Below are 26,582 nucleotides of genomic sequence, written 5' to 3' on the forward strand. Positions count from 1 at the left end.
ACATAAACGCACGCGGGCGCCGGTGGCCAGCCGCCGGCGAGGAAGGGAAAGATGGAAGAACTGCTGCCGTATTACGAACGCGAGTTGGGGTTCCTGCGCGGCTCGTCGCGCGATTTCGCCCAGCGCTATCCGAAGATCGCGGCGCGCCTGGGATTGTCGGGGGAAACCTGCGAGGATCCGCACGTCGAGCGGATGATCGAATCGTTCGCCCTGCTGGGGGCGCGCATCAACAAGAAGCTGGACGACGACTACCCGGAATTCACCGAAGCGTTGTTCGAGGTGATGTACCCGCATTACCTGCGGCCGTTTCCGTCGTGTTCGATCGCGCAGTTCGACATGGGCGGGATGGCGGCCCAACTGACCGCGCCGGTGCGCCTGGCGCGGGGCACCGAATTGAAGTCGCACGCCGTGCGCGGGGTGGCCTGCCGCTTTCGCACGGCCTACGACGTGACGCTGGCGCCCGTGGCCATCCGCCAGGCCACGTTCGCGTCCACCGCCAATGCGCCCTCGTCCACGCAGTTGCCGCCGGGCGTCACCGGCCGCCTGTCGCTGACGCTGGCTTGCCTGGCCGAAACCCAGAGCTTCGCCACGCTGGCGAGCGACCGCCTGCGGGTTTACCTGCACGGCGAGCCGTCGTTCGTGGCGGCGCTGCGCGATTGCCTGTTCCTGCGCACCGCCGCGGCTTACGTCGAGACCCAGCCCGGCCGCTGGCACCGGCTGCCCGAGGTGCCGCTGGCGCAGGTGGGGCTGGCCGAGGAAGACGCCTTGATCGATTTTCCGGCCAGCTCGCATCCGGCCTACCGGCTGCTGGCCGAATACTTTGTTTTTTCCGAGAAATTCAACTTCGTCGACATCGACCTGGCGGCGCTGCGGCGCGCGGTGGGGCCGGTGCGCGAATTCACGCTGCACCTGCCGGTCAAGGGGCTGCGCGCCGACTCGAACACCGCGCGCCTGCTGGAATCGGCGTCGGTCGACAACTTCCGGCTGGGCTGCACGCCGGTGATCAATCTGTTCGAACAGCGCGCCGATCCCATCCGCGTCACGCACGCGGCGGCCTCGTATCCGGTGGTGGCCGATGCGCGCCGCGCCTACGGCTACGAGGTCTATTCCATCGACCGCGTGCGGCTGGTGCGGCAGAACGCGCAGGGCGATTCGGTGGTGGAGTTCCGGCCGTTCTATTCGCTGCATCACGGCGAGACCCCCGAAGGCGCCAGCCATTACTGGACCGCGCGGCGCGATCCGATGGTGGCCGAGCGCAGTCCGGGCTACGAGATGGAGATGTCCATCGTCGACATCGATTTCAACCCCGCCCTGCCGCAGACCGAAACGCTGAGCCTGGAACTGACCTGCACCAACCGTGATCTGCCCGCGCATCTGGCGGTGGGCCAGCCGGGCGGCGACCTGTTCCTGGAAGGCGGTTCGGTGGCGCGCGAGATCCGCATGCTGCGCCGTCCGACCCACTCGCATCGTTTCCAGCAGGGCCGCGCGGCGCACTGGCGGCTGATCTCGCATCTGGCGCTGAACCACCTGTCGCTGGTGCACAGCGGCCTGCCGGCGCTGAAGGAAACGCTGCGCCTGTACGACCTGTCGCACGCGGCGGTGGCGGCGCGCCAGATCGAGGGGCTGGTGGGGCTGGACTACAAGCCGGCCACCCACTGGATGCCGGGCCAGCCATTCGCCACCTTCGTGCGCGGCATCGAGATCCGGCTGACGATCAACGAAGACAATTTCGTGGGCACCAGCCTGCATGCCTTCGTGGCGGTGATCAATCGCTTCTTCGGCCTTTACGTGCACGCCAACAGCTTCGTGCAGTTGGTGGTGCTGTCGCGCCGTGGCGCGGAAGAAATCCTGCGGTGTCCCCCATGCAACGGCGACGCGATCCTAGCGTAATCGAAGCGCTGCTGGCCGAGCCGCAGCGCTTCAAGTTCTTCCAGGCCGTGCGGGTGCTGGAGCTGTGGTTCGCGCGCCAGGAAGGCACGCGCGCCAGGAACGCCGTGCCGGCGCACCTGCGCTTTGTCAACTCGTCGTCGCTGGGGTTTCCCGCCAGCGAGATCGCCGGGCTGACGGCTTTCGACAAGAACGGCCAGGCCCTGCACGACGCCGAGGCGCGCCTGGCGGCGCTGGCCGCCGGCACGTTGGGCCGGGTGGAAATCGAACCGGCGTTTTTCGGCCTGCTGGGCGGGCAGGGCGCTCTGCCGCTGCATTATTCCGAGATCCTGAGCCAGCGCGAAAGCGCCACGCGCGACCGCGGCGCGCGGGCCTTCTTCGATATTTTCTCGAACCGGGCCGCGGCCCTGTTCTATGCGGCCTGGAAGAAGTACCGCATGCCGCTGCGGCACGAAACCGAGCAGGATCACCACTACCTGCCGTTGCTGCTGGCGCTGGGCGGGGTCGGCCATCCGGCGCTGCGCGACCGCCTGCATGCCGGCGAAGGCCGCGTGTTCGACGAATCGCTGGCGCACTACGCGGCGGCGGCGCGGCAGCGACCGGTGTCGGCTGCGTATCTGCAGCGGGTGTTGGCCGACTACTTCCGGGTGGCGCTGCGGGTCGAGCAGTTCGTCGGCCGCTGGTACCACGTGCCGCCCGAGAACCGCACCCAGCTCGGCCGGCCCGGCGCGGTGCTGGGCGTGTCCGCCATGGCCGGCGAACGCATCTGGCAGCGCGACCTGCGCATCCGCCTGTGGATCGGCCCGCTGTCGAAGTCGGCGTTCGCCGACTTCCTGCCCGGCGGCGCGCGCGCGCAGGCGCTGGAAAAGCTGCTGACGATGTTTGGCGGACTGAGCTTCGAATACGAGGTGCGCCTGGTCATGGCCAAGGAAGACGTCGCCGGCAGCGCGCTGGGCGGCGACGCCGAGGGCGGCGGCGCGCGCCTGGGCTGGAACTCCTTTCTCTGCACCGAACCGGCGGCGTCGGACCGCGACGACGCCAGCTACGAACTGCACACCATCCACTAAGAACAAGACAATCCAGAACATGGCCACTCCCCTGAAAACCCTGATCGGGAAACTGAACCAGACCTGCCGCCAGGCCGCCGAACGCGCCGCCAGCCTGTGCATGGCGCAAGGCCACTACGAGGTGGACCTGGAACACCTGTTCCTGGCGCTGCTGGAAAAGCCCGCCAGCGACTTCAGCATCGTGGCGCGCCGCAGCGGCATCGAGGCCTCGGTGCTGGAAGCCGACCTGAACGCCGAGATCCGCGGCTTCAAGAACGGCAACACCCGCACGCCGGTGTTCTCGCCGCACCTGCCGCGCCTGTTCGAGCATGCCTGGCTGATCGCGTCGCTGGATACCCAGACCACCCGCATCCGTTCCGGCCATCTGCTGCTGGCGCTGCTGACCGAACCCGATCTGGCGGCGCTGGCGCGGCGCGGTTCGCACCTGTTCGAATCGTTCCGGCTGGACGAGCTGAAGCACGATTTCGCGGCGCTGACGGCCGGCTCGGAAGAGGCCGGCCAGTCGGTGGCGCTGGGTGACGGCGCGGCGCAGGACGAGGCCGCGTCGCCGGCGGCGGCGCTGTCCAAGACGCCGGCGCTGGATCAATACACCACCAACCTGACCGAACGCGCCCGCGAGGGCAAGATCGATCCGGTGATCGGCCGCGATGCCGAGATCCGGCAGATGATCGACATCCTGACGCGGCGGCGCCAGAACAACCCCATCCTGACCGGCGAGGCCGGCGTTGGCAAGACCGCGGTGGTCGAGGGGCTGGCGCTGCGCATCGTGGCCGGCGATGTGCCGCCGGCGTTGGCCGGCGTGGCGCTGCGCACGCTGGACATGGGCCTGTTGCAGGCCGGCGCCAGCGTCAAGGGCGAATTCGAGAACCGCCTGAAAAGCGTGATCGACGAAGTCAAGCAGAGCCCCACGCCCATCATCCTGTTCATCGACGAAGCCCACACCATGATCGGCGCGGGCGGCCAGGCCGGTCAGAACGATGCCGCCAACCTGCTCAAGCCGGCGCTGGCGCGCGGCGAACTGCGCACCATCGCCGCCACCACCTGGAGCGAATACAAGAAGTACTTCGAGAAGGACGCCGCGCTGGCGCGGCGCTTCCAGGTGGTCAAGGTGGAGGAGCCCAGCGAGACGCTGGCCGCCAGCATGCTGCGCGGCATGGCGCCGCTGATGGAGCAGCATTTCGGCGTGCGCATCCTGGACGAAGCCATCGTCGCGGCGGCGCGCCTGTCGCACCGCTACATCAGCGGCCGCCAACTGCCTGACAAGGCGGTCGGCGTGCTGGATACCGCCTGCGCCCGGGTGGCGCTGGGCCGCAGCGCCACGCCGGCCCTGATCGATGACGCCCGCCACCGGCTGGCGCGCCTGGAAACCGAACGCGCGGCGCTGCGCCGCGAGGCCGCCGCCGGCGCCGCGCAGCCGGCCCGCCTGCGCGAGCTGGACGAGGAAATGGACGCGATCGGCCAGCAACTGGCCGCCGCCGAAGCGCGCCTGGCCCAGGAGAGCGAGCTGGTGCGGCAGATTCACGCGCTGCGCGAGGAACTGGAGGCCGCGGGCCAGGAGCCGGAGCCCGAAGCCGCCAGCAAGCGCCGCGGCGCCAAGGCCGCCGAGCCGACGCCCGCGCAGGCGCAATTGGCCGAACTGCAGCAGCAGTTGCGCGCCCTGCAGGGCGAGGCGCCGCTGGTGCCGGCCTACGTCGATGCGCAGGTGATCGCCGAGATCGTCTCGGCCTGGACCGGCATCCCGCTGGGCCGCATGGTCAATGACGAGATCCGCACCGTGCTGCAACTGCAGCCGCTGCTGGCCGAGCGCGTGATCGGCCAGGACCACGCGCTGCATGCCATCGCCCAGCGCGTGCGCACCGCGCGCGCCGGTCTGGAAGACCCCAACAAGCCCAAGGGCGTGTTCCTGTTTGTCGGCCCCTCGGGCGTGGGCAAGACCGAGACCGCGCTGGCGGTGGCCGACATCCTGTACGGCGGCGAACGCAAGCTGGTCACCATCAACATGAGCGAATACCAGGAGGCCCACAGCGTCTCGGGCCTGAAAGGCTCGCCGCCGGGCTACGTCGGCTACGGCGAAGGCGGCGTGCTGACCGAAGCCGTGCGCCGCCAGCCGTACAGCGTGGTGCTGCTGGACGAAATCGAAAAGGCCCATCCCGACGTGCTGGAGCTGTTCTTCCAGGTGTTCGACAAGGGCGTGATGGACGACGCCGAAGGGCGCGAGATCGACTTCCGCAATACGCTCATCATCCTGACTTCCAACGTCGGCTCGTCGACCATCATGCAGGCCTGCCTGAACAAGGCCGCCCAGGAACGGCCGGATCCGCAGGCATTGCAGGAATTGCTGGCGCCGCAGTTGTACAAGGCGTTCAAGCCGGCCTTCCTGGGACGCATGAAGACCATCGCCTACTACCCGGTGGATGACGACGCGCTGGCGCGCATCATCGGCCTGAAGCTGGCCCGCATCGCCGAGCGCGTGCAGGCCAACCACCGCGCGCTGTTCGAGTGGGACGAGGCGCTGGTCGAGGCCGTGCTGGCGCGCTGCACCGAGGTCGACACCGGCGCGCGCAACGTCGACCACATCTTGAACGGCACGCTGCTGCCGCAGATCGCCGAGCAAGTGCTGGGCCGTATGGCGCAGGGCGAGGCGATCGCGCGCATCCGCGTCACCGCCGGCAAGAACGGCGACTTCCGTTACCGTCTGACCTGAGCCCGGAGCCGAGACCATGCCCCAGGATGCTTCTGGATTGTCCCGCCTGGCCCGCGCCGGCATCGCGCAGGCCAACCGCCTGTTGGATCTGCGCACGCCGCTGGGCGAGAACCGTCTGGTGGCCGAGACCTTGTCGGCCACCGAACAGCTCAGCGACGGCGCTTTCCGGCTGGAGCTCACCGCGCTCTCCGACGACGCGCACATTCCGCTGCAGGCCTTGCTGGGCCAGCCCGTGACGTTGCGCCTGCAGACCGCGCTGGACCGCGAACGGCCGCGCCTGTGGCACGGCCACGCCACCGCCGCGCGGTTCCTGGGCGCCAATGGCGGCCTGGCGCGCTATGGCCTGACCGTGGAGCCGTGGCTGGCCTTCCTGCGGGCGCGCCGCGACAGCTTCGCCTACCAGGACAAGACGGTGTTCGACATCGTGGACAGCATCTTCGGCGACTACAAGGGCCAGGGCACGCTGGTGCCGCAATGGCGCTGGGACGTGAAGGACCGCGCCGCCTACGCCAAGCGCAGCCTGACCATCCAGTACCGCGAAACCGATTACGCCTTCGTCGAACGGCTGCTGGCCGAAGAAGGCCTGTTCTATTGGGTCGAGCCGGCCGACGACGGCCATACCCTGGTCATCGCCGACCACAACGGCGCCTTCAAGGCCGGCCCGCAGGCCAGCGTGCGGTTCGCGCGCGCCGACGTGACCGAGACCGAAGACAGCATCCAGCGCTGGAGCCCGCGCCAGCGCTGGCAGACCAACGCTGTGCGCCTGGCCAGTTGGGATTACCGCAGTACCCAGTCGCGGCCGGTGTCGGCGCAGGCGGACGCCGGCAAGCTGGCCAACACGCTGGAGCTGACCTGCGACGACTACCCGGGCCAGTACGCCTACGAAGACAGCGCGCAGGGCGAACGCCTGGCGCACAACGCCCTGGCCGCGCTGCGCGTGCGCCAGCAAAGCGTCGAGGGCGCCGGCACCGTGCGCACGCTGGCCCCGGGCCAGCGCTTCGCGCTGACCGGCCATTACCAGCAGGGCGGCCCGTCCACGTTCGTGGTGATCGCGATCACGCACCAGGCCCGCAACAACTTCGACGCCGACCTCGGCCGCGCCGTGAGCGAGGCCTTGGGCGGCCAAGGCGAAGAAACCGAGTTCTACCGCAATACCTTCACCTGCATCGGCAGCGATACCGAATTCCGCCCCGCGACGCGGGACGGCCATGGCGCGCGCCTGCACCCGCGTCCCACCGTGTTCGGCGCCCAGACGGCGCTGGTGGTGGGGGCCGAGGAACCGGTGCACACCGACCGCGACCACCGCATCAAAGTGCAATTTCACTGGCAGCGCGGCAAGGCCTCCAGCAGCCGGCTGGCGCATCCGTCGGGTGACGAGAACGCGCCGGCCAAGGACGAACTGGGCACCTGGGTGCGGGTGGCCGAACCGGTGGCTGGCGGCGACTGGGGCGGCCACTTCGTGCCGCGCGTCGGCCAGGAAGTGCTGGTGGAATTCCTGCACGGCGATATCGACCGCCCGGTAGTGGTGGGCGCGCTGTACAACGGCGAGGGGGCCGAGGATGCGCCGCACAACCAGGTGCAGGCCGGCGGCGCCAACGCCACCGGCAACGCGCCGGCCTGGTTCGCGGGCGGCAGCGGCGGCCACGCCCATAACGCGGTGATGTCGGGCTTCAAGACCCAGGCGCTGGCCACCAGCGGCGCGGGCACGGGCGGCTACAACCAGTTGGTGCAGGACGACACGCCGGGCCAGTCGCGCCTGACCGCCTCGACCACGCAGGCCGATTCGCGCCTGAACCTGGGCCACGTCAAGCAGCAGCGCGACAACGAGCGCCTGGATGACCTGGGCCACGGCGCCGAGCTGTCGACCAAGGAGGCCGTAGCGTTGCGCGGCGGGCTGGGCCTGCTGATCAGCGCGGACGTGCGCGAGAACGCCGAGGGCGCGCTGCTCGATAGCGCCGAGGCCGCCAAGCAGATCGACGCCGCCCTGGAATCGGCCAAGGAATTGGGCGATATCGCGGTCAAGCAGAAGGCGATACTGGATGGCGACCCGCAGGCGCTGCCGGCGCATGAGGCGCTCGAGCACGTGCGCGACGTGGTCGAGGCCACCCTGGACGACCCCGGCGCGCGCGGCGGCGGGGCCAAGGTGGCGGCCTACCGCGAACCGCACATCCAGGTCAGCGCGCCCAGCGGCATCGGCCAATACACGCCGGGCAACGCCTTCCTGGTGGCCGGGGGCACCCTGACGCAGGTGGCGCCGGACGTGAACTGGGCCAGCAGCGCCAACCTGGCCATGGGCGTGGCGGCCGGCGTGGTGCTGTTCACGCTCGGCCACGAGGCGGGCGGCGGCCGCGCCGTGCAGGATCGCGGCCTGCGGCTGCACGCGGCGGGCGGCAAGCTGCGCCTGCACAGCCAGGATGCCAAGATGACGTTGACGGCCGAGAGGGCCGTGACCTTCGCCTCGGCCAGCGCCGCCGTGCTGGTGCAGGCCAAGCAGCGCGTGCTGGCCACCGCCGGCGGCGCCTACCTGCGGCTGGAAGGCGGCGGCATCCAGTTGCACGCGCCGGGCAAGGTCGAACTGAAGGCGGGCGCGCATAGCTGGGTCGGGCCGCAGACCACCCGCGCGAACCTGGCCTTCAACGAAGCCAGCCCCCTGTGCGAAGCGCGGGTGCGCGGCGCGGCGCAGCGCGGCGGCGCGGTCGTGCCGTTGGGCTAGGGCGGCTCCCATGGACGGCGGCATGCTCGATTACCAAACCTTCGGCGCCTACGGTTTCGGCCTGGTCCAGGACGAGCGCACGCGCGGCGTGCCGGCGTTCGCGGCGCCCCGGCCGCTGGTGCCGCCGGCCCTGCGCAAAATGCCCGCGCTGATGCCGCGGCTGGTGGATCTGTCGGCCCTGGACGCGGCCGCCAAGGCACGGGTGCTGGCCAGCCTGAACCAGGCCGCGCAGGACGGCGACGACCTGTGGCTGGCGCTGTTGCTTCAGTCCGACCGGCCCGCCGATGCCGTGGCGGCGCATTGCCGCGCGCGCATGATCATCGATATCGCTGGGCAGGGGCCGTGCTTTTTCCGGTTTTTCGACCCGCGCGTGCTGGTCCAGCTCGGCTGGATCCTGGAGCCCGACCAGTTGGCCTGGTTGTGCGGCCCGGTGCGGCGTTTGCTGTTTCATCTGGATGGCCAATGGCAGGCGCTCGACCGGCCGGAGGTGCAGGCCGCGCCGCGCGCGCACCTCAGCGCGGAGCAATCGTTCGCGCTGACGCAATTGCAAGCCTTGAATGAAGTGCTGGCCGGACTGGACAGCCTGGCGCCTGGCGGCCGCGTCGCCTTCGGCAAGACCGTGATGGGCCATTTCCGCACGGCCCGCGACCTGGGCCTGGCGACGGCGCGGGAACGCAAGGCCTTTGCCTGTCATGGCCTGCAGGTGCATCCCGCCTTCCATCGCCACGCGCGGGTGCGCGAGTGCCTGGCCGCGATGCGGCCGGATGATGACTATCCCTATCTTGCCGCGACGCAGGACCTGTCGGATGAAGACTGGGCCGGCGTGCGCGCGGACTTGGAACGAACTGGAGAGCCCGATGGCCGATGATGTGAAGAGCTGCGGAAAGAAGCGCTCGTCGATCGATTGCGAAGAAGATTGCCCGTTTCACCGGATCGGCCTGCCCATCATGCCGTTGCGCTATGCGGTGCTGACCAACGACGATACCTCGCCCGCGCTCGAGGGCGACATGCTGATGCCCGAGCTGGCCGAGCGGCCGCTGGGCGACAGCGCGCGCTACGGCGTGCGCCTGCTGCGTCCGGGCTATCTGTACGTCTACGACGAGGCGCGCGCCGAGTTGAAGGGCTACTACGTCAATGAGAACAGCACGCTGTACAACTTCGACCTGGACAAGCCGGTCGATGCCTGCGACCGCACGTTCACCTGCACCATGGACCACCAGGCCCAGGCTTCACTGCTGACCATTCCCGATGCGCGCAAGGCGACCTTCGTCTGGCTCGCGTTCTCCGACGTGCAGTGGACCAAGGACATCTGCAAGGCGCACAAGGGCAGGAAGGGCGCCGCGATGCGCGAGCGGCACATGTTCAAGTTCGATGTGCAGGCGTGGCTCGGCGCCGGCAAGCATGCCAATGCCAAGCCCATCAAGACGCTCAACGAAACGGTCGCCGACTACGTCATGCATCGCCGCAAGGACGTGGAGGAGTTCGAGAAGAAGAAGTTCCTGGGCTGGAGCACCGTCGGCTACTACGACTCGAACCACTGGATGGGCGGCATGATCCAGGATGCGGCGCAGGCGTTCCAGCCCGGCAAGGGCCTGCTGCTGGCGCTGCCGGACAGCACCGGCATCCTGCAGGACATCGCGCGGCTGATGCGCATGCGTTTTGACGATTTCGTCTCCAACCCGCAAGACTTGCGGCCGTTGACCGTGTCCAAGTCGATCGAGTCGCTCAGCGAAATCATCATGCAGTCCGCCGAGAGCGACTTCCTGCGGCAACGGGCCGACGATGCATCCAACTATTCCGTCTACGGCACGACCACGCCGCACATGGGCGCCGCTGCCGGCGGCTCCGGCGCCGGCGGCCTGGCGATAGGCCAGTTGCTGTTGGATTGGATCCGCCCGGACAACCAGAAGGAACGCATGGCCGAGGCGGAAAACTACCGCCACCCGACCGAGCAGGAGCGCCAGACGGTACGCTGGGACGCGTGGAAGAAGTACTTTGACAACTACGACGAAAACGCGCGCCGGGCCTGGCAGAAGGGCTTCGACGAACGCCTGACGAAGTTCGACGCGACCACCATCGTGCCGATGGCCAAGGCGCACGTGGCCTGGCTCACCTGCGACAAGACGGGCGAGACGTTCCAGTGCAATTACGATGTCAAGAACGCCGATAGCGGCGAGGTCTACCAGACGGTTTTCTCGCTGTGCATCGACGGCACCCAGGACAAGCGGGTCTGCTTCAAGCAGTATGCCGAGTGGCTGCAAGGCGATCCGAACGACACGCGCAATCTGTTGCTGCGCGCCATGTTCCACAATCAGGATTTCGTGGTGCAGAAGGTGGTCGAGGCGCACCAGGCGGCCATCGACTGGAAGGGCATCCCCTGGAACAATCTGCACGAGGCCTATAAAACCGGGCTCAAGGTGCTCAGCGAAGGGCAGATGGACAAGACCGCGCGCCTGCTCGAGCAGATCATGGGCCCGGTGGTGCATGTGCTCAGGCTGGGCGTGGACAGCGCCATCGCGCGCAAGCTGGCCATGTACCTGGGGCTGTTGTCGCGGCAGAATGTGGCGATCGTGGAGGTCGAGGGCGGCAAGAAGACGTTCCGCGCGGCGCTGATCCGCGAGCTCATGCGCCAGCACGGCGGCAAGGTCGACATGCGCCAGATGGAGCGGGCGGTGTCCGAGGAGCTGCGGCGGCTGGAGGTGCGCGGCGAGCAACTGGAAGGTTCCGACAAGAAGCGCTGGTTCATGCTGGTCGATAAAGACGCCGCCGGCAAGGTCCCCGCCAATCTGCCAGCGGGCGAGCGGGCCCGCGCGCTGGCGCAGACCACCATGACGATCGAGGAATACGAGGCCAAGGAATTGTCGCGCTGGCGCACGGCGATCACCACGGATGTGCGGGTCGGTGTGGTCGGCTGCCTGTTTCAGACCGTGGCCGTGTACAAACTCTGGAGCGACCTGGAATCGGCCATGCCGCACGAGCGCGGCGACGCGAGCTGGAAGTTCGTGGTCGGCATCGCGGCGGCCGGCGGCTCGGTGGCCGATGTGCTGGGCGTGGCGCTCAAGGGCCGGCAGGCCGCCGGCATGCGGCTGGGCATGGGCTTGGGGATCGAAACCACCAGCACGCTGTTGGTGCGTTGGGGCGGCCGGATCGGCGTGGTGACCGGCATTATCATGGCGGTGTTCGATCTGAAGTCCAGCAAGGATCAGTTCACGATCGAAAAGAACGGCCTGATGGGCGGCCTGTACCTGGCCTCCGGCATCCTCAGCCTGGTGGTCATCGGCGCGTTCGCGTTGTCGTATACGGTGGTGGGCCTGATCGCGGCCGTGTTCCTCATCATCGTGGCGGTGCTGATCGAGAAATTCAAAGGCAACAAGATCGATGAATGGCTCAAGCGCTGCCTGTGGGGCAAGCTGCAGGGCGTATCCGGGGCCGATTATTACTATGGCGTGCAGCAGGAAGTGAACAGCCTGCGCGTGGCCCTGGGAGGGTCTTGATGGATTTCACGGGGCTGACCTCCAGGTTTCCCAACGACCGTCCGCTGACGGAATTCGAGCGCGAACACCGGTTGCCGCAGAAAAAGCGGCTGGACGTGCCGCTGCTGGCGCAACTGTGCGTGGTGAAGATGAATTCCAACTGCCTGCTGTCGGTGGACCGCTGGTACGCGTGGCGCGGCTTCGTGGCGCTGCTGGGGGCGATCGGCGTGGCCTTCGCCCTCGGCGGCATCCTGATGCTGGCCTGGATCCTGGTGGCGGGCGACCTGCCCAACGAGAACGGCCTGTGGGAAGCCATCTTCATCGGCATGGCGATGTTCGCGGCGCTGGGCGCCGCGGGCGCCTGGGTCGCCCGCAAGGAGATGTTCCGCTGGACCTACTACCCCATCGCGCTGGACCGCAAGCAGCGCCTGGTGCATGTGTTCCGGCTGGATGGCACGGTACTGACCGCGCCCTGGGACAAGATCTATTTCACGCTGGGCCGGGGCAAGGGCACCTTCGGCGGGCTCAACTGGGACATCCGCGGGCTGATCCTGGAGCAGGATGGGGTCACGGTCAAAGAGACCTTTGCGTTCTGCATCGCCACCAGCCGCATCGAAAACGCCTACTCGCATTGGGAATTCCTGCGCCGCTACATGGAAGAAGGGCCGCGGGCCGTGCAGGACGCGGTGCTGTATTGCATGCCGGTCGATGGCAAGCGCGAGAGCTTTGCCTTCAGCAAGGAACGCATCTTCGCCAACGACGCGCAGAATTCCGGCCTGGCCTATCTGGTCATGGCGCCTTTCAACTATCTGCACGCGATCATGCGCTGGGCCGTCATGCACACCAGCGGAATCCCGGCGTTTCCGCCCGAGATCGAGGCGACGCTGCGGCCGGACCCGGGCGATCCGTATGTCCGTGATGCCTCGATGAATCCGGAAGATCTGCGTTAATTAAATCCGGGTAATATTGACAAGTTAATTTAACCCGGGTAAAAATTGCATCCTTCTCCACCCTGAAGGATGCAAGGCATGACCCCATTCGACCTGAACACTGGCGCGACCGCGCCGCTGGCCGATGAAATCGACCTCACCGACCTGCCCGTGACGGGCACGTTGCCGCCTGAGCTGGACGGCGCGCTGGTGCGCAACGGTCCCAATCCCCTGCGGGGCCGTTTCGAGGGCAACGACGTGCTGTCCTGGTGGCCGCAGCCGGCAATGCTGCACGCCATCACCTTGCGCGATGGCCGTGCCACCGGTTACCGCAACCGCTGGGCCCGCACCCGGCTCTGGGCGCGCGAATACGCGCCGGCGCTGGCCGCCGATTTGCCCGACACCAATCCCAACGTCAACGTGCTGCGCCATGCCGGCGAGACCCTGGCGCTGGCCGAAGGCGGCGCGCCGCTGGCGATGACGGCAGGGCTGGACTTCCTGGGCGCCAGCCGTCGCCATTCCGGCCTGGCGGGCGGCATGACCGCGCATCCCAAGATCGATCCCATCACAGGCGAGCTGATGCGCTTTCGCGCCCATTGGGAGCGCCCCTGGCTGCGCTATGGCGTGACGGGCGCCGACGGCCAGCCGCTGCTGGACCAGTTGATCGAGGTGCCCGGGCCGTCGATGATGCACGACATGGCCATCACCGCCCGCCACAGCATCCTGCTCGACCTGAACGTGGCGTACGACTTCTCGATGCTGTCGCGCGGCCACCGCATGCCGCTGCGCTGGCACGACGAGCGGCAATCGCGGCTGGGCGTGATCCCGCGCCACGGCGGGGCGGTGCGCTGGTTCGAGGTGGCGCCGTGTTTCATCCAGCACGTGGTCAACGCCTACGAGGCCGACCATGCCACGCTGGTGCTGGACGTGGTGCGCTATCCGCATTACCTGCGGCTGTCGCGCGACGGCGCCGGCTTTGAAGACAGCCCGTTGGGCGTGTTGTGGCGCTACGTGATCGACCTGGCCGGCGGTGGCGTCGACGAACGCCAGCTGGACGACACCGGCATCGAACTGCCGCGCATCAACGAGGGCCGTACCGGCCACGCCTACCGCTACGCCTATGCGGTGCATCAACCCAACAATCGCGAGATGCGCGGGGTGGTGCGCTACGACCTGGAGACGGGCGCGCGGCAGAGGTTCGAGGTGCCGCCGGGCGACCAGAACAGCGAACCGGTGTTCGTGCCGCGCCCCGGCGCGCGGGCGGAGGATGACGGCTGGGTGCTGGTGTGTGTCTATCGACAGGACGGCGACCGCAGCGACGTGGTGGTGCTGGATGCCCGCGACCTGGCGGCCGGGCCGCTGGCCACGGTGCGCCTGCCACGGCGGATACCGGCGGGTTTCCATGGCGCGTGGTTGCCACGGGCGGCAGGCTGAAGCTGGGCGAGGGGCGGCTCGATGACGCGCGCGGCAGGGTATGGGCGCGGCATGGTCACTGCCGCCCGTGCCGCTTTCGGGCGGCAGTGCCCTAGCGCCTCTTGGCGCGCGTGTTTTTCTTGGCGGGCGCGCGCGGCGCTTCCTTGGCCGGCGGCGCGGCGGCCGCCGTCACCTGTTCCATCCAGGCCAGCGTTTCGGTGTAGGTCACGAACTGCTGCAGATAGCCCGGCGACAGCTCGCGCATCAGTGACAGGGCGCGGTGCACCAGCTGGTTGGAATTGAGCGGGCCGGCGTTCTTGTGCACCTGCTCCTGCGACTGGCGCACCTGACGGTCGGCGCTCAGGCCGGACCAGATCTCGCGCAGGCCATCCAGCACCGGCAGATCCGGATAGGCATCGCGGCGCGCCTGCGCGGCGATGGCGTCGGGGTCTTCGCCGGGCGCGCCGGGGTAGGCGAGATACGCTGCCAACTCCGCCAGCGGCCCGCGCGCGGGCTTGGGGGCCGGCGTGGCCGGCGCGGGGCTGGCGTCGGGCGCGGCGGCATCGTCCAGTCCTTCGGTCTCGGCGTTGGCCGCGGCGATGCGCGCCGCATACGCCTGGAGCAATTGCGCCAGCCGCTCGTTCAGCCGGGCGCGGGCCGCGCCGGCGTGGGCGGCCGCGCGCCGGGCCAGCGCCTCGATGAAATGGAAGCCGACCGGATCGAGCCGGTCGTCGCCGCGCTCGCGCCACGCCTGCAAGGTGGCGAGCATGGCGTCGGCGGGCGGGGCGGCGTCGGGCGCGCCATCGGCGCCGGCCGTCAGCGCCGGACCCAGGCCGCCATCACTGGCCACGCGCTGGCTCCGTGCCGTTGGACGGCTTGGGAATGGGGGTGATCTCGACCCGGCGGTTCTTCGCGCGGCCGTCTTCATCGGCGTTCGAGGCCACCGGCTGCTCGGCGCCGAACGCGGCGGCGAACACCAGGGCCGACGGCACGCCCTCGTCGATCAGGGCGCGGGTCACGGTCAGCGCGCGCTGCGCCGACAGGTCCCAGTTGTCGGCAAAGCGCCGATTGCCTTCGCGCACCTGCTGATCGTCGGTGAAGCCGCTGACCATCAGGATCTCGTCATTGGCCTTCAGGTAGGTCGACAGCGGTTCGATCAGGCTTTTCAGCACCTCGCGGCCTTCGGGCTGCAACTGGTCGGAATTGAGCGCGAACAGCACGCTGCCGCTGATGCCGATGCGGCCGTTGATGAGCGTCACGCGACCTGCCGCCAGCGGCGCGGCCAGGGCCTGTTCCAGCGTCTGGCGGCGCTGGGTCTCTTCCTGGCGTTGCTTGACCTCGCGTTCCAGCTGGGTCGACAGCTCCAGCTGCACGGCCACCACGCTCACCAGGATCAGCACGAAGGCGCCCAGCAGGACCGACATCAGGTCGCCGAAGACGGCCCAGGTCGGCACCGCGGGTTCCACGCCGCCGTCGATGTCCTCGCCCGCGCTCATGCCGCCTGCGCTCCGGCGGTGGCGGCGCGCTGGCTGGCCAGCTCGCGCAGGTTCTCGACGATCTGCTTTTGCGACATGGTGCTCAGGTCGACCACTTCACGGGCCTGCGCCACGTAGTAGGCCAACTGTTCGTCGCCACGGGCGATGGACTTGTCCAGCGCCGCCTCGATGCGTTCCAGGTGCGCCACCAGCTTGTCGTTGGACTCGCCGAACAGGCGCACCGCGGCGCCGAAGGCTTCGCCCAGGCTGGCCACTTCGGCCGCGCCGCTGGTCACTTGCGCGGCCACGTCGTCCAGGCGGGCGGTCTCGGATTCGACCTGCTCGGTGAATTGCGCGCCGACCCGGTCCAGCAGGTCGGTCGACGACGACACCAGCGCATCGACCGCGCTGCGCTGTTCGCTGGAGGCGTGGTTGACCGCGTCCAGCAACGTCGCCAGCGTGTCCAGCAGGCGGTTGCGTTCTTCCAGCATGGCGTTGTCGTAGGCCAGGCTGTCCGACAGTTTCTGGCGCAGTTCGCCGATGACTTCGGCGGCCGCGCGCGGCGCCTCAGAAGCGGCCTGCACCAGTTGGCCGATCTCGGCGATGGTGCCGCTGGCGTGGGCCTCGGTCTGGGTGGCGATGTCCTGCGCGGTCTGGGCCAGGGTGGCGCAGATTTCCTGCTGCAGGGCGGCGCTGCGGGCGCCGGCCTGTTCCCATTCCTGGCGCAGCGCCTCGGCCATGCGGCCCAGCTCGCCGGTCCAGGCGGCCAGGCGTTCCTGGTCGCGCGCGGCCAGCTCGGCCTGCAGGCCGGCCTGCGATTGGCCCAGGGTCTGCAGCAGCGATGTCGAATGCTGCTCGAAGGCGGACGCTGCCGTGGTCAGGGCCTGCTGGTTGTCGCTGGCTAGCTTTTCGTTGGCCAGCTCCTGGCGCGCCTGCGCCTCGGTCCAGGCCTGCGTCACCCCGCCGGCCGCGGTTTCCAGACGCGCCGACAGGTTCTCCAGCAGCGCGGCCTGCGCCTGGGTCTGGGTGGTGAGGTCCTGCGCGGTGCGCGCCAGCAACTGTTCCAGTTCCTGGTGGCGGGCGGCAGTCTGCTCGCCGGCCTGGCGCCATTCGCGGCCCAGTTCGGTGGCCATGGCGCCCAGCGAGGCGTGCCAGGCGGCCAGGCGCGCTTCGTCGCGCGAGGCCAGGGCGGCCTGCAGGTCGGCATGCGACTGGTCCAGCGTGCGCAGCAGCGACGCGGAATGTTGTTCGAACGCGGCGGCCGCGGTGGCCAGGGCCTGTTGTGTGTCGCCGGCCAGCTTTTCGCTGGTCAGTTCCTGGCGCACCTGCGCCTCGGTCCAGGCCTGGGTCACGCCGGTGGCGGCGCTTTCCATGCGTGCCGCGACATTGTCGAGCAGGGTGGCCTGGGCCGCGGAACGGGCCGCCAGATCCTGGGCCGTCTGCGCCAGCGTCTGGCTGATTTCCTGTTGGCGGGCGGCGGCCTGCGCGCCAGCCTGTTCCCATTCGCGGCCGAGCTTGTCGGTGAGGGCGCCGAGCGTGCCGGCCCAGGCGGCCAGGCGCTGCTCGTCGCGGGACGCCAGGGCGGCCTGCAGGTCGGCGTGCGACTGGTCCAGCGTGCGCAGCAGCGTCGACGCGTGTTGCTCAAAGGTGGCGGCGGCGGCGGCCAGGGCCTGGCGGTTGTCGCCGGCCAGCTTGTCGCTGACCTGGGACTGGCGTTCGAGCGCCTCGTGCCATTGCGCCGAGACGTTGCCGGCGGCGCTTTCCAGGCGGGCCGCGACGTTCTCCAGCAGGCCGGCCTGGGTTTGCGCGTGGGCGGTCAGGTCGGCGGCGCTGCGGGCCAGCGCCTGATTGATCTCCAACTGCCGTTCAGTTGCCTGCGCGCCGGCCTGCTGCCATTCCTGGCGCAGGGTGGCGGATAGCGCGCCCAGGGTTTCGGTCCACGCGGCCAGGCGTTGCTGGTCGCGCGAGGCCAGCTCGGATTGCAGGGCGGTATGCGACTGGTTCAGCGTGCGCAGCAGCGACGCCGAATGCTGTTCGAAGCTGGCGGCGGCGGCCGTCAGCGCCTGCAGGTTGTCGCCGGCCAGTTTCTCGCTGGCGCGTTCCTGGCGGTTCAGCGCCGCGTGCCAGGCTTCGGACATGCTGCCCGAGGACGCCGCCAGGCGTTCGGAGACGCTGTCCAGCAGGGCGGCCGAGCGCTGTTCGAAGGTCTGGGCGAAGCGCTCCAGCGAATCGCGCAGATCCTGCGCCAAGGTCTCGCTGGCGCGCTGCTGGCCGGCCAGGGCCTGGTTCCAGATGCCGGCGACGTTGCTGGTGGCGGCCTGCAGGCCGGCGGTCATGCCGTCCAGTTGGCGCTGCACCGCCTGCGTCACGCTTGCGTGCAGCGAGGCGGTCTCGCGCGACAGGCCGGCCATGGTGGCCTCGACCGCCGGCTGCAGCGCCGCGCCGGCCGAGCGGGCGCTTTCGGCCACGCTTTCCTTCATCGACTGTTCCATCACGGCGGCCAGGCGGGCGTAGGCCGCCTCGGCCTTGCCCTGGAACGCGTCCTGGCTGGCGAGCTGGCGCTCGTTCAGCGTCTGGTTCTGCTGTTCCAGGTTGCGCATCATGGCGTCCAGGCGGTCGACCAGCGCGGGCATGGCCTCGGCCTGGCGTTGCAGCACTTCGGCCTGGCGCTGCAGCAGCTTGAAGCTCTCTTCGCGCTGGTGCGCCTGGCTGTACAGGCGCAGCGTGGTGGCGGCCTTGGCGTCCAGCAATTGCGCGGCCTGGATGCGGTCGCGCCGGCACAGGGCGGCCAGCAGGCCCAGCATGGCCGAGGTGGCGACGCCGGCGATCGAGGTGCCGAAGGCGAAACCCAGGCCCTTGACCGGCGCGGCCAGCGAGGCGCGGATGGCGGCCAGGTCGGTGGCGCTTTCCAGCGCCGTGCCGGTGCCGCGCAGCGTCACCACCATGCCCAGGAAGGTACCCAGCATGCCCAGCAGCACCAGCAGGCCGACCAGGTAGGGCGCCAGCGCCGGGCCGGGCAGGCCGACGCGTTCGCCTTCGATGCGCAGCCGCGCCGGGTTGCGCAGCGCGGCGGGCAGTTGATCGAGCCAGCCGCCGAGGCTGGCGGGCGCTTCCGACAGCTTGCCGACCGCGCGTCTCAGCGACGCGGTGGCCTGCTGGTAGCGCAGCAATTCCAGCGCGCCCGCCACGTAGCAGGCGCCGATCAGCAGCGTGACGGCCAGCGCCAGCGGATTGGTGCCCGCGTAGCCCGCGCCGATCCAGCCGGCCACGGCCAGGCCGCTGAGGAAAACAACAATATTGATCAGATACTTGGACATAGTGTCCCGGTTAGCTGGCGCGAAGGGTGGCAAGCAGCCCTTCCACCGGTTGTAAACGAATATCCAGTTCGGCCAGCAGCACGCTGCGCATATCCTTGCGGAACGTCTCCAGCCACGCGCCCGGCTTGGGCGCGGGTACAGCGGGTTGCGGCGCCGCGCCGGCCGGTTCGGCGGCGTCCGTCCCGGCGGTCGCGCCGGTATCGGCCGGCGCCTGGGCCGCGGCCGCGTCCAGCGCCGCCTGCTCGGCCAGCCGCAGCCGGTCGAAATGGCCTTGCAGCAGCTTCGGAATGGCGCCCAGCAGGCTGCGCTCGCGCGGCAGCAGGGCGCGATCCATGATGGCGTCCACCACCGCCAGCCGCGTCATCTCGGGCGTCTTGGCCGCGACCATGCCGCGCAGGCGGCTGCGCAGGTTGCCGATGCTGGTCTCCATCGTGTGCTGCAACGACAGATAGCGCTGACGAAAATTCGAGTAATCGGCATCGTCGGCCTGCAGCGCCGCCACCTTGGCGGGCACCTGCCCCGGCATCAGCCGCTTGGCGGCCGTGGCCGCGGTGTCGCTGGCGATGGCATCGGCCAGCGTGGCGCGGACGCGCTCGCACTCGCGCTCCTCGGCGCTGCTGAACGTGCGCGCGCCCGGCGCGATCGCCGGCGGGCGGTTGTTCAGGGCGGCGGACAGGGCAATCGCGTCGGTCCAGCCGAGCCATTGGCTCAGATGATCCGACAACGGTTGCCGTGATTGCGGCACGTCGACATCCGTCAGGCGAGTCAGCAAGCGAATGAGCGTCGGGCCGCTTAAACCTGTGCGCTGTGGGGCTTGCAACATACCACCAGAGTCAAAAAGGGGGGAGTTTACACGCTGGCGGGGGCGCGCTGGGGCCGGAAAGGGCCGCCGCGCCGGTGCCCGCAACAATTTGTCAGGCGGCGCGGCGGTCACGCTTGGAAAAATAGGATCGGATCAGGACGCGGCCCGGGGCCGCCGCACCGCCCGCAGCCGGCCGCTCTTGCCGCCGCCGCAATAGAACACGTCGGCACCGTCCGATTCCAGTCCGGAAATGCCGACGCCCGATGGCATTTCCAGGCGCTCCAGCACCTCGCCGTTGGCCGGATCGACCCGCCGTAATTCGCTGGCGTCGTCTTCCCAGGTGGCGTGCCACAGGCCGCCGTCGACCCAGGTGACGCCGGTCACGTAGCGGTCGGATTCGAGCGTGCGCAGGATGGCGCCGGTGGCCGGGTCGACCTGGTGGATCTTGCGGTCCTGGTAGCGGCCGATCCACAGCATGCCTTCGGCCCAGGCCATGCCGGAATTGCAGCCGCCTTCGGGCGCCGGCACCGTGGACAACACCCGGCCCGAGGCCGGATCGATCTTCTGGATGACGTCGTCGGCGATCTGGTACAGATGCGTGCCGTCGAAGGCGGTGCCGGCGCGGGCGGCCACGTCGATGCTACGCACCACCGCGCCGCTGGCCGGGTCCAGCGCGTGCAGTTTTTCGCCCACGGCGATCCACACCTGCTTGCCGTCATAGGAGACGCCATGCACATCGCTGACGCCGGGGAAGGGGCCGTATTCACGGAGGATTTCTGCGGGTTTGGCTTTCATGTCGATGTCCTGTTCAAAAAAGGCAGACGTCTCCATCCTAGGCATTCGGCAGCGGCACCGGGAGTAACAATGTCGTCGTGAAACCCGGCAGCGGCGGCGTGATCCAGCGCCGCGCACGGCCCTGGCCGAACGACTGCGCGCGGCCGCTGGCGGCCAGCGCCTCCAGCGCCCGCTGCACCTGGCGCTGGCAGGCGCCCGTGGCCAGCGCCAGCGCCGAGCTCGACCACGCCTGGCCGTCGGCCAGCAGCGCCAGCACGGCGGCATGCCGGTCCCGCACGGGCGGCGCCAGCACCGCCACCGCGCGATCCGGCGGCGGCACTAGCGCGAATCCCTGCCGGGTGGCGCGGATGCCCGCCAGCGGGCCCAGCGCCGCCCGCAGCCGGCCGATCTCCACGCGCAGGCGGGCGCGGTGCGTTTCATCCGGATGGCGGGTGCGGAAGGCCAGCGCGATCAGCGCCGCGCGCGGGGCATCGCCGGGCCAGGCCTGCCCCAGGGCCTGCGCCAGGGTGAACAGCAGTGGCCGGCTGGCCAGGGACACGGCCGCGCCCGCGCCGTGCACCGCGTAGCGGCAGGCGTCGATCACCAGCAGGTCCGACGCCAGCAGCGCCTCGACCTGCGCCAAGCGCAATTCGCGCCTCTGGCCGTCCATGTCCAGGTGCGCGGCCGGGGCCTCCAGTTGGTCGTGGGCCTGCCGCACTTCGGCTTGCAGGGCGGGAATGCCGGCTTGCGCGGCGGCCCGCGCGGCCCGCGCCAGCGCGTTGCGCGCGGCCCCGGCCTGCACCCGGCGCAAGGCGATGCCGGCCAGCGTCAATTCGTGAATCGCGCGCAGTGCCGCGGGGAAGGACGCGGGATCCAGTTGCGCCAGGATCTGCTCCGCTTGCTCCAGGCGTCCGATCAGCACCAGGCGACGGCCCGCCAGATAGGCCGCGTACGCCGCGTTGCGCGCATCGCCATGGCGCGCCAGCGTCGCGCGCGCCGCGTCCAGCGGCGCGGTGGGCCAGCCCAGGTCGCGCGCGGCCAGCGCAATCTCGGCTTCGGCCACCACGCAGCGCGCCCGCGCCACCGGGTTCCGGGCGCCGAAGGCGCGGGCGGCGCGCCGCACCAGCACGCGGGCGCGCTCGACGTCGCCCAATTGCGCCAGCGCGATGCCGCGCAGCGCCAGGGCCGGCGCATCCTCGCGCAATGCCACCCGGCCCAGCGCGCCCAGCGGGTCGCCGCTGGCCAGCGCCTGCGCCGCGGCCCTGATCAGCCCGTCCATGACGATCCCGCCATCGTTGCCGCTCCCCGTTGTCGCATCCGTTCGTGGATGCCGCCAATCTACCACCGCGCTGCCGGGGCGCAACACGGACGCGTGCGCGGAGCACCGATCCGTTGCGGCCGCGCGCGTCGCCCACCCGCGGGTAGAATCCGAACCGCCATATCCAGGAAGCCTTCAAGATGAGCGAGCCTTTTTCCGCCGAGGAAATCCAGTCGCTTCGACAACATGGCATTGCCCTGTTCGCCGAGCGTGTCCTGATCGCGGTTCAACCGCCCCTGAGCGAGGCGCGCATCGCCGAGATCGAAGCGGCCTGCGCCGGCCCCTTGCCCGATGCGCTGCGCGACTTGTGGCGCCTGACCGCCGGCGGGGAATTGGCCTATGACCTGCATGCCCAGATGGACGGCAACGAAGAGGCGCTCAGCTGGTCCGAGTTGTTCTATGACGGCAGCGACCAGTACCGCGACCTGGCCGGCTGGATCGAGCACGAGCAGGAATGCGCCGACGAGGCCGCCGGGGAACGCGGCGAGGCCTGGGACGGCAAGCTGCGCTATCTGCCGATCGGCGGATTCGAATACTGCGACCGCATTTATGTGTGCGTGGAACCGGGCCCGCAGGCCGGCAGCATCGTGGCCTGGAAGCAGGGGCTGCCGGGCTGGACGCATGCGTTGCAGCAGGACGCCATCGCGACGGTGGCGACAGACCTGCGCGGGGCCTTCGCCGCGCTCTACCTGGAGCAAGATCCCGAGGATCCCGACAGCGCGGGCATACGGGTGCTGGAATACCTGGACGAGCGCGTGACCGATCACGGCATGCCGCAAGCCTTGGCCGATAAGCTGGTGGCGTTCTACCGGCGCGCGTTGGTGGACTGGCGCGGCCCGTTGGCGGCCGGCGCGCTGGGGCAGGCGCCCTGGCTGGCCCGGCTGGCCCTGCGGCATGCGTTGGCCCATGACGATGGCGCGCTGGTGGCGCAATTGGCGGCGCAGGGCGTGGGCTTTGACCGGCCGTTGCGTGGCAGCGCGATGGCGCTGGACGTGGCGCTGACGCAGCATGCCTGGGCGGCGGCGCGGGCGCTGTTGCGGGCCGGCACGCCGGTCAGCGCGGACGCGATCCATCGGTTCGATCGCCCGCCGCCCGCGGACCTGGTGGCGCAGTTGCTGGCGCGCGGGGCGCGGGCCGACGGCCTGGGCGTGGCGCGCTGCGTGGCCTGCGGCTCGCCCGAGGCCGCGCGCGCGATCGCCGCCGCCGCGGGCGAGGGCATCGCGGCCGCCTATGCCGAGGCGCGCGACGCGATGGCGGCCCGCTACGAGGAAGACCTGCGCCGCGTGCGGGCGGGCAAGCTGGGGCATTACCTGGGCGCTGACGGCCTGGCCGAACGAGTCGCCAACTTGCGCGCGTTCGTGCTTTGAGGCGCGGCGGCGGCCGCCGCCGCCCGCTAGCGCGAGCCGTCCGGCCAGGCGGCTTCGGATGACCCCAAGGCGCTTGCCGGGTCATCCCACGATTGCGGCGTGCCCGCGATCCGCAGCGGCGGCTTGACGCGCCGGGCGGGCCCCCACGAGGTTTCCTCGACCTGCGCGGACCAGTCCGCTTCGCTTTCCGGCGCCAATGCCGGGCCCCGTTTCTGCACGCCGCCATGCGCGACCAGCAACTGCGCGCTGCGGGCCAGCGACGCGCGCGTCGTGCTGCCCGCGCCGGTGGCCAGCCGTTCGGTCAGGCCCCGGATCGCCGCGGCCGCCATCAGGTAGCCGGTGCCGTGATCCAGCGCCTGGCACGGCAACGGCACCGGGCGGTCGCCGCCGTTGGCGCGCATGCCGGCCTCGGCGATGCCGGTGCTCATCTGCACCAGGCTGTCGAAACCGCGCCGTTCCCGCCATGCGCCGCTCCAGCCATAGGCATCGAGCGATACATCGACCAGCGTCGGGTTGAGCTGGCGGCGGCGGTCGGCGTCCAGGCCCAGGCGGGCCAGGGCGTCGGCGCGATAGCCGTGGATCAGCACGTCGGCCTGGGACAACAGGCGTTCCAGCGTGGCCAGGCCGCCGGCGGACTTCAAGTCCAGGCGCGCGCAGCGCTTGCCCAGCACCACCTCGGGCACGGTGCCGGGTTCATCCCAGCCGGGCGGGTCGATGCGCAATACGTCGGCGCCGAAGCCCGCCAGGAAACGCGTCGCCACCGGGCCGGCCAGGATGCGGGTCAGATCCAGCACGCGCAGGCCCTGCAACGGCCGCTGGCGCGAGATGCGCCAGTCGGGTCGGGCGCCGGCGGCGCTGGCGGCGCGGTGCAAAAGGGGTTCGGCGGCGACGCTTTGGCCTTGCGGGTGCCGGCGCCAGGCGTCCAGGCCGCGCATGGTGGCGGCGCAGCCGTTGCGTTCGACCACCGCCGCTTCCAGTTCGTCGGCGCGCCAGCGCGCCACGGCGCGGGCGACGGCGGCGCGGTCGGCGGCTACGCCGAGCACGGCCAGGGCGGCGTCGCGGTGATGGGGCGCGTTGGTGTGCAGCCGAATCCAGCCGTCCGCGGCGCGGTAGTCGCCAGCGACGGCGTCCCACAGCGGCGGCATGCTCCAGCCGATGGGCCTCAGGGTGGTGCAGAACCAGAAGGAGGCCAGGCGTTGGTCGACCTCGACGGCCGGCACGGCCTGCGCGCCGGCCGCGCCGGAGCCTGCCGCGCCCGCTGCGGCCGCGACGAATTCCGCCATCGCCAGGCCGGCGGCGCCGATCGCGGCGGTGGCGAATTCCGTGACGGCGAAGGCCGAGGGCAAGGCGCCGTGGCCGCTGATGGCGACACGGCTCAACAGGGCCGGATCGCCGCCCGTGGCGAGCCAGAACTGGCGCAGGTAGTCGGCGGTGGCGGGCGAGGGCGGGAGGGGGGGATCGATAGCGGACATGGGACTTCCGGGTCGTTGGGGAATGGCGCCAGGATTATTCTTCGCCAATTAATTGTCAATATTGATTAATATAATCAACTCATTACCATCCGCTCCCAGTCTCTCAACGCCATGCCCGATTACCTGACCTCCGCCGCCGCGGCCGCCCGCCTGGGCGTGTCGCGCCAGACTCTGTATGCCTACGTCAGCCGCGGGTTGCTGCACGCCGAGGCCGGCGCCACGCCGCGCGAAAGCCGCTACCTGGCCGAGGACGTCGAACGGCTGGCGGCGCAGCGCACTCGGGGCCGCAAGCCGAAAGAAGTGGCCAAGGCGACGCTGAACTGGGGCCTGCCGGTGCTGGAGTCGGCCATCACCTTGATCGAGAACGGCCAGTTGTTCTATCGCGGCGAAAACGCCGTGGCGCTGGCCGCGTCGCGCTCGGTGGAGGCGGTGGCGGCGCACTTGTGGCAATGCGGCGAGGCGATGGCGTTCGACGCGCCCGCGCCGCTGTTGCCGCAGGACTTGGCGGCGCTGTTCGCGCGCCATCGCGGCCAGCGCGCCGAGGCCGCGCTGTTGCCCCTGTTCACGGCGGCCAGCGATGACGATGCGACCGCGTTGTGGCAGCGCTCGCGCGAACGCCAGGCGCAGGGCTGCGGCGCGCTGGTGCGCACGCTGGCGGCCTGCCTGCTGCAGACCGCGCCGGACGACGCGCCGATCCACGCGCAGTGCGCCCGCGCCTGGGGCGTGGACGCGGCCGGCGCCGATCTCATCCGGATGGCGCTGGTGCTGTGCGCCGACCACGAACTGAACGCCTCCAGTTTCACCGCGCGCTGCATCGCGTCCACGGGCGCCAGCCTGCGCGCCGGCATCGTCGGCGGGCTGGCCGCGTTGACGGGCGGCCGGCATGGCGCCACCACGGCGCGCGTCGAGGCGATGTGGGATGAACTGGAACGTGGCGCTGGCGGGATGGACGCCGGTCAGCGGCTGGCGCGGGGCTTGCGCGAGCGGCTGGCGCGGGGCGAGGACCTGCCGGGTTTTGGCCATCACCTTTACCCCGCCGGTGATCCGCGCGCCAGCGCCTTGCTGGCGCGGATCCTGCCGCGGCACCCCGAGTGGGAGACATTGATCGAACAGGCCTTCGACCTGGCGGGGCAACGGCCCTCGGTGGATTTCTCGCTGGTGGCGGTGCGGCGCCATCTGGGCCTGCCACCGGGCGCGGCCTTCGGCCTGTTCGCGCTGGGCCGCTCGATCGGCTGGCTGGCGCATGGGCTGGAGCAGCGCGCCAGCTCCGATGTGATCCGGCCGCGCGCGGCCTATACCGGAATTCGCCCGGAGGCGGCGTAAGGTCGGCGCCGTGGCGCGCGCCGCCTGCGGCGCCTCAGGCCTGGGCCAAGCTCACCTGGCCAAACGTCATCCAGACGTGGGCGGTGTCCGAGGCTTGCGCGCGGTACGAGCCGCTGGCTTCGCCCAGCCGCATGGCGACGGCGGTGAATTCCCAGGCCAGGGCGTCGTCGCACGGCACCTTGCGGTGGGTGTAGGCCTGCAGGCCATGGGCCTTGCCGAAGGCCCGCGCCAGTTGGGCGTGGTCGGCCAGCTCGGCCGGCACCGACGGGTGATCCCAGCCCCACAGGAAGCTGCCGTCCTCGCTGTTGGAGGTGCCGATGATCTGCACCGGCGCCTGGGCGCTGATGCCGCCGGGCAACTGGAACACGATCAGGCCGCTGTCCATGTCCACCGACCATTGTTCGGCCTGGTCCAGGTGCCAGGTGGCGCAATGCGCCGAGGTGGCGGCCCGCATGCCTTCCAGGCTCTGGGCGATGTAGGCGGAAACGTCGAAGGGCTGCGTGGTGTCGGACATGCGCGGCTTTGCGGGTGATGGAAAACCGATAGGG

At 70.1% G+C, this 26,582-nt stretch carries 18 protein-coding genes; 10 read left to right on the forward strand and 8 right to left on the reverse strand.

Annotated features, from left to right (window positions below):
• Positions 1-51: 51 nt before the first annotated feature.
• From tssF to ACN6O8_RS06605, 8 genes are all read left to right on the forward strand, one after another.
• Complete coding sequence (gene tssF / locus ACN6O8_RS06570; protein ID WP_427990265.1) at positions 52-1,890, forward strand: type VI secretion system baseplate subunit TssF; 1,839 nt, start codon at positions 52-54, stop codon at positions 1,888-1,890.
• On the forward strand, positions 1,854-2,954 hold the full coding sequence (gene tssG / locus ACN6O8_RS06575; protein ID WP_427990266.1) for a type VI secretion system baseplate subunit TssG: 1,101 nt from the start codon (positions 1,854-1,856) through the stop codon (positions 2,952-2,954). Before tssF ends, tssG begins: the two co-directional genes overlap by 37 nt.
• Before the next feature lie 19 nt (positions 2,955-2,973).
• Complete coding sequence (tssH, locus tag ACN6O8_RS06580; protein WP_427990267.1) at positions 2,974-5,658, forward strand: type VI secretion system ATPase TssH; 2,685 nt, start codon at positions 2,974-2,976, stop codon at positions 5,656-5,658.
• A 16-nt stretch (positions 5,659-5,674) separates the two neighbouring features.
• Entirely contained in the window at positions 5,675-8,371 is a 2,697-nt protein-coding gene (locus ACN6O8_RS06585) for a type VI secretion system Vgr family protein (RefSeq protein ID WP_427990268.1), read from the forward strand.
• A 22-nt stretch (positions 8,372-8,393) separates the two neighbouring features.
• Entirely contained in the window at positions 8,394-9,239 is an 846-nt protein-coding gene (locus ACN6O8_RS06590) for a DUF4123 domain-containing protein (protein ID WP_427990269.1), read from the forward strand.
• On the forward strand, positions 9,229-11,865 hold the full coding sequence (locus ACN6O8_RS06595) for a T6SS effector BTH_I2691 family protein (protein WP_427990270.1): 2,637 nt from the start codon (positions 9,229-9,231) through the stop codon (positions 11,863-11,865). The genes ACN6O8_RS06590 and ACN6O8_RS06595 overlap by 11 nt, the downstream gene beginning before the upstream one ends.
• Entirely contained in the window at positions 11,865-12,794 is a 930-nt protein-coding gene (locus tag ACN6O8_RS06600) for a DUF6708 domain-containing protein (protein WP_427990271.1), read from the forward strand. Before ACN6O8_RS06595 ends, ACN6O8_RS06600 begins: the two co-directional genes overlap by 1 nt.
• Before the next feature lie 78 nt (positions 12,795-12,872).
• Positions 12,873-14,207: a carotenoid oxygenase family protein gene (locus ACN6O8_RS06605; protein WP_427990272.1), complete on the forward strand. Its 1,335-nt coding sequence runs from the start codon at positions 12,873-12,875 to the stop codon at positions 14,205-14,207.
• A gap of 91 nt (positions 14,208-14,298) precedes the next feature.
• On the opposite strand, the gene ACN6O8_RS06610 is transcribed toward ACN6O8_RS06605, so the two are convergent.
• The 6 genes from ACN6O8_RS06610 to ACN6O8_RS06635 form a co-directional block, all read right to left on the reverse strand.
• A complete protein-coding gene (locus ACN6O8_RS06610) occupies positions 14,299-14,955 on the reverse strand; it encodes a DUF2894 domain-containing protein (protein ID WP_427990678.1) in 657 nt (218 codons plus the stop codon).
• Positions 14,956-15,025: 70 nt separating this feature from the next.
• Entirely contained in the window at positions 15,026-15,682 is a 657-nt protein-coding gene (locus tag ACN6O8_RS06615; protein WP_427990273.1) for an OmpA family protein, read from the reverse strand.
• A complete protein-coding gene (locus ACN6O8_RS06620) occupies positions 15,679-18,978 on the reverse strand; it encodes a DUF802 domain-containing protein (RefSeq protein WP_427990274.1) in 3,300 nt (1,099 codons plus the stop codon). Before ACN6O8_RS06620 ends, ACN6O8_RS06615 begins: the two co-directional genes overlap by 4 nt.
• A 10-nt stretch (positions 18,979-18,988) precedes the next feature.
• Positions 18,989-19,801 carry a DUF3348 domain-containing protein gene (locus tag ACN6O8_RS06625; protein ID WP_427990275.1) on the reverse strand — a complete coding sequence of 271 codons (813 nt, stop codon included), beginning with the start codon at positions 19,799-19,801 and terminating at the stop codon, positions 18,989-18,991.
• A gap of 132 nt (positions 19,802-19,933) precedes the next feature.
• Entirely contained in the window at positions 19,934-20,575 is a 642-nt protein-coding gene (locus ACN6O8_RS06630) for a PQQ-binding-like beta-propeller repeat protein (RefSeq protein ID WP_427990276.1), read from the reverse strand.
• Between the two features lie 37 nt (positions 20,576-20,612).
• On the reverse strand, positions 20,613-21,833 hold the full coding sequence (locus ACN6O8_RS06635; protein WP_427990277.1) for a helix-turn-helix domain-containing protein: 1,221 nt from the start codon (positions 21,831-21,833) through the stop codon (positions 20,613-20,615).
• Positions 21,834-22,012: 179 nt separating this feature from the next.
• On the opposite strand from ACN6O8_RS06635, the gene ACN6O8_RS06640 reads away from it, so the two are divergent.
• Positions 22,013-23,239 carry an SMI1/KNR4 family protein gene (locus ACN6O8_RS06640; protein WP_427990278.1) on the forward strand — a complete coding sequence of 409 codons (1,227 nt, stop codon included), beginning with the start codon at positions 22,013-22,015 and terminating at the stop codon, positions 23,237-23,239.
• A gap of 26 nt (positions 23,240-23,265) precedes the next feature.
• Here ACN6O8_RS06640 and ACN6O8_RS06645 read toward each other — a convergent pair whose 3' ends face one another.
• Positions 23,266-24,711 (reverse strand): CoA transferase, encoded by a 1,446-nt coding sequence (locus ACN6O8_RS06645; RefSeq protein ID WP_427990279.1) that lies wholly within the window; start codon positions 24,709-24,711, stop codon positions 23,266-23,268.
• 111 nt (positions 24,712-24,822) lie between these two features.
• Here ACN6O8_RS06645 and ACN6O8_RS06650 point away from each other — a divergent pair, with 111 nt between their 5' ends.
• Positions 24,823-26,034 (forward strand): citrate/2-methylcitrate synthase, encoded by a 1,212-nt coding sequence (locus ACN6O8_RS06650; protein WP_427990280.1) that lies wholly within the window; start codon positions 24,823-24,825, stop codon positions 26,032-26,034.
• A gap of 34 nt (positions 26,035-26,068) precedes the next feature.
• Here the strand turns inward: ACN6O8_RS06650 and ACN6O8_RS06655 are convergent, their stop codons facing one another.
• A complete protein-coding gene (locus ACN6O8_RS06655) occupies positions 26,069-26,548 on the reverse strand; it encodes a DUF6882 domain-containing protein (protein ID WP_427990281.1) in 480 nt (159 codons plus the stop codon).
• Positions 26,549-26,582: the final 34 nt, after the last annotated feature.

The sequence above is a fragment of the Achromobacter sp. genome (genome assembly GCF_050285565.1).
Taxonomy (GTDB): Bacteria; Pseudomonadota; Gammaproteobacteria; order Burkholderiales; family Burkholderiaceae_B; genus Achromobacter.

Bases quoted from the DNA above. Each gene is read 5' to 3' on its own strand.
- ACN6O8_RS06635 (WP_427990277.1), bottom strand. From the start codon at position 21,833: ATGGACGGGCTGATCAGGGCCGCGGCGCAGGCGCTGGCCAGCGGCGAC.
- ACN6O8_RS06610 (WP_427990678.1), bottom strand. From the start codon at position 14,955: ATGCTCGCCACCTTGCAGGCGTGGCGCGAGCGCGGCGACGACCGGCTC.
- ACN6O8_RS06645 (WP_427990279.1), bottom strand. From the start codon at position 24,711: ATGTCCGCTATCGATCCCCCCCTCCCGCCCTCGCCCGCCACCGCCGAC.
- tssF (WP_427990265.1), top strand. From the start codon at position 52: ATGGAAGAACTGCTGCCGTATTACGAACGCGAGTTGGGGTTCCTGCGC.
- ACN6O8_RS06600 (WP_427990271.1), top strand. From the start codon at position 11,865: ATGGATTTCACGGGGCTGACCTCCAGGTTTCCCAACGACCGTCCGCTG.
- tssH (WP_427990267.1), top strand. From the start codon at position 2,974: ATGGCCACTCCCCTGAAAACCCTGATCGGGAAACTGAACCAGACCTGC.
- ACN6O8_RS06590 (WP_427990269.1), top strand. From the start codon at position 8,394: ATGCTCGATTACCAAACCTTCGGCGCCTACGGTTTCGGCCTGGTCCAG.
- ACN6O8_RS06650 (WP_427990280.1), top strand. From the start codon at position 24,823: ATGCCCGATTACCTGACCTCCGCCGCCGCGGCCGCCCGCCTGGGCGTG.
- ACN6O8_RS06655 (WP_427990281.1), bottom strand. From the start codon at position 26,548: ATGTCCGACACCACGCAGCCCTTCGACGTTTCCGCCTACATCGCCCAG.
- ACN6O8_RS06605 (WP_427990272.1), top strand. From the start codon at position 12,873: ATGACCCCATTCGACCTGAACACTGGCGCGACCGCGCCGCTGGCCGAT.
- ACN6O8_RS06640 (WP_427990278.1), top strand. From the start codon at position 22,013: ATGAGCGAGCCTTTTTCCGCCGAGGAAATCCAGTCGCTTCGACAACAT.
- ACN6O8_RS06625 (WP_427990275.1), bottom strand. From the start codon at position 19,801: ATGTTGCAAGCCCCACAGCGCACAGGTTTAAGCGGCCCGACGCTCATT.
- ACN6O8_RS06620 (WP_427990274.1), bottom strand. From the start codon at position 18,978: ATGTCCAAGTATCTGATCAATATTGTTGTTTTCCTCAGCGGCCTGGCC.
- ACN6O8_RS06615 (WP_427990273.1), bottom strand. From the start codon at position 15,682: ATGAGCGCGGGCGAGGACATCGACGGCGGCGTGGAACCCGCGGTGCCG.
- ACN6O8_RS06595 (WP_427990270.1), top strand. From the start codon at position 9,229: ATGGCCGATGATGTGAAGAGCTGCGGAAAGAAGCGCTCGTCGATCGAT.
- ACN6O8_RS06585 (WP_427990268.1), top strand. From the start codon at position 5,675: ATGCCCCAGGATGCTTCTGGATTGTCCCGCCTGGCCCGCGCCGGCATC.
- ACN6O8_RS06630 (WP_427990276.1), bottom strand. From the start codon at position 20,575: ATGAAAGCCAAACCCGCAGAAATCCTCCGTGAATACGGCCCCTTCCCC.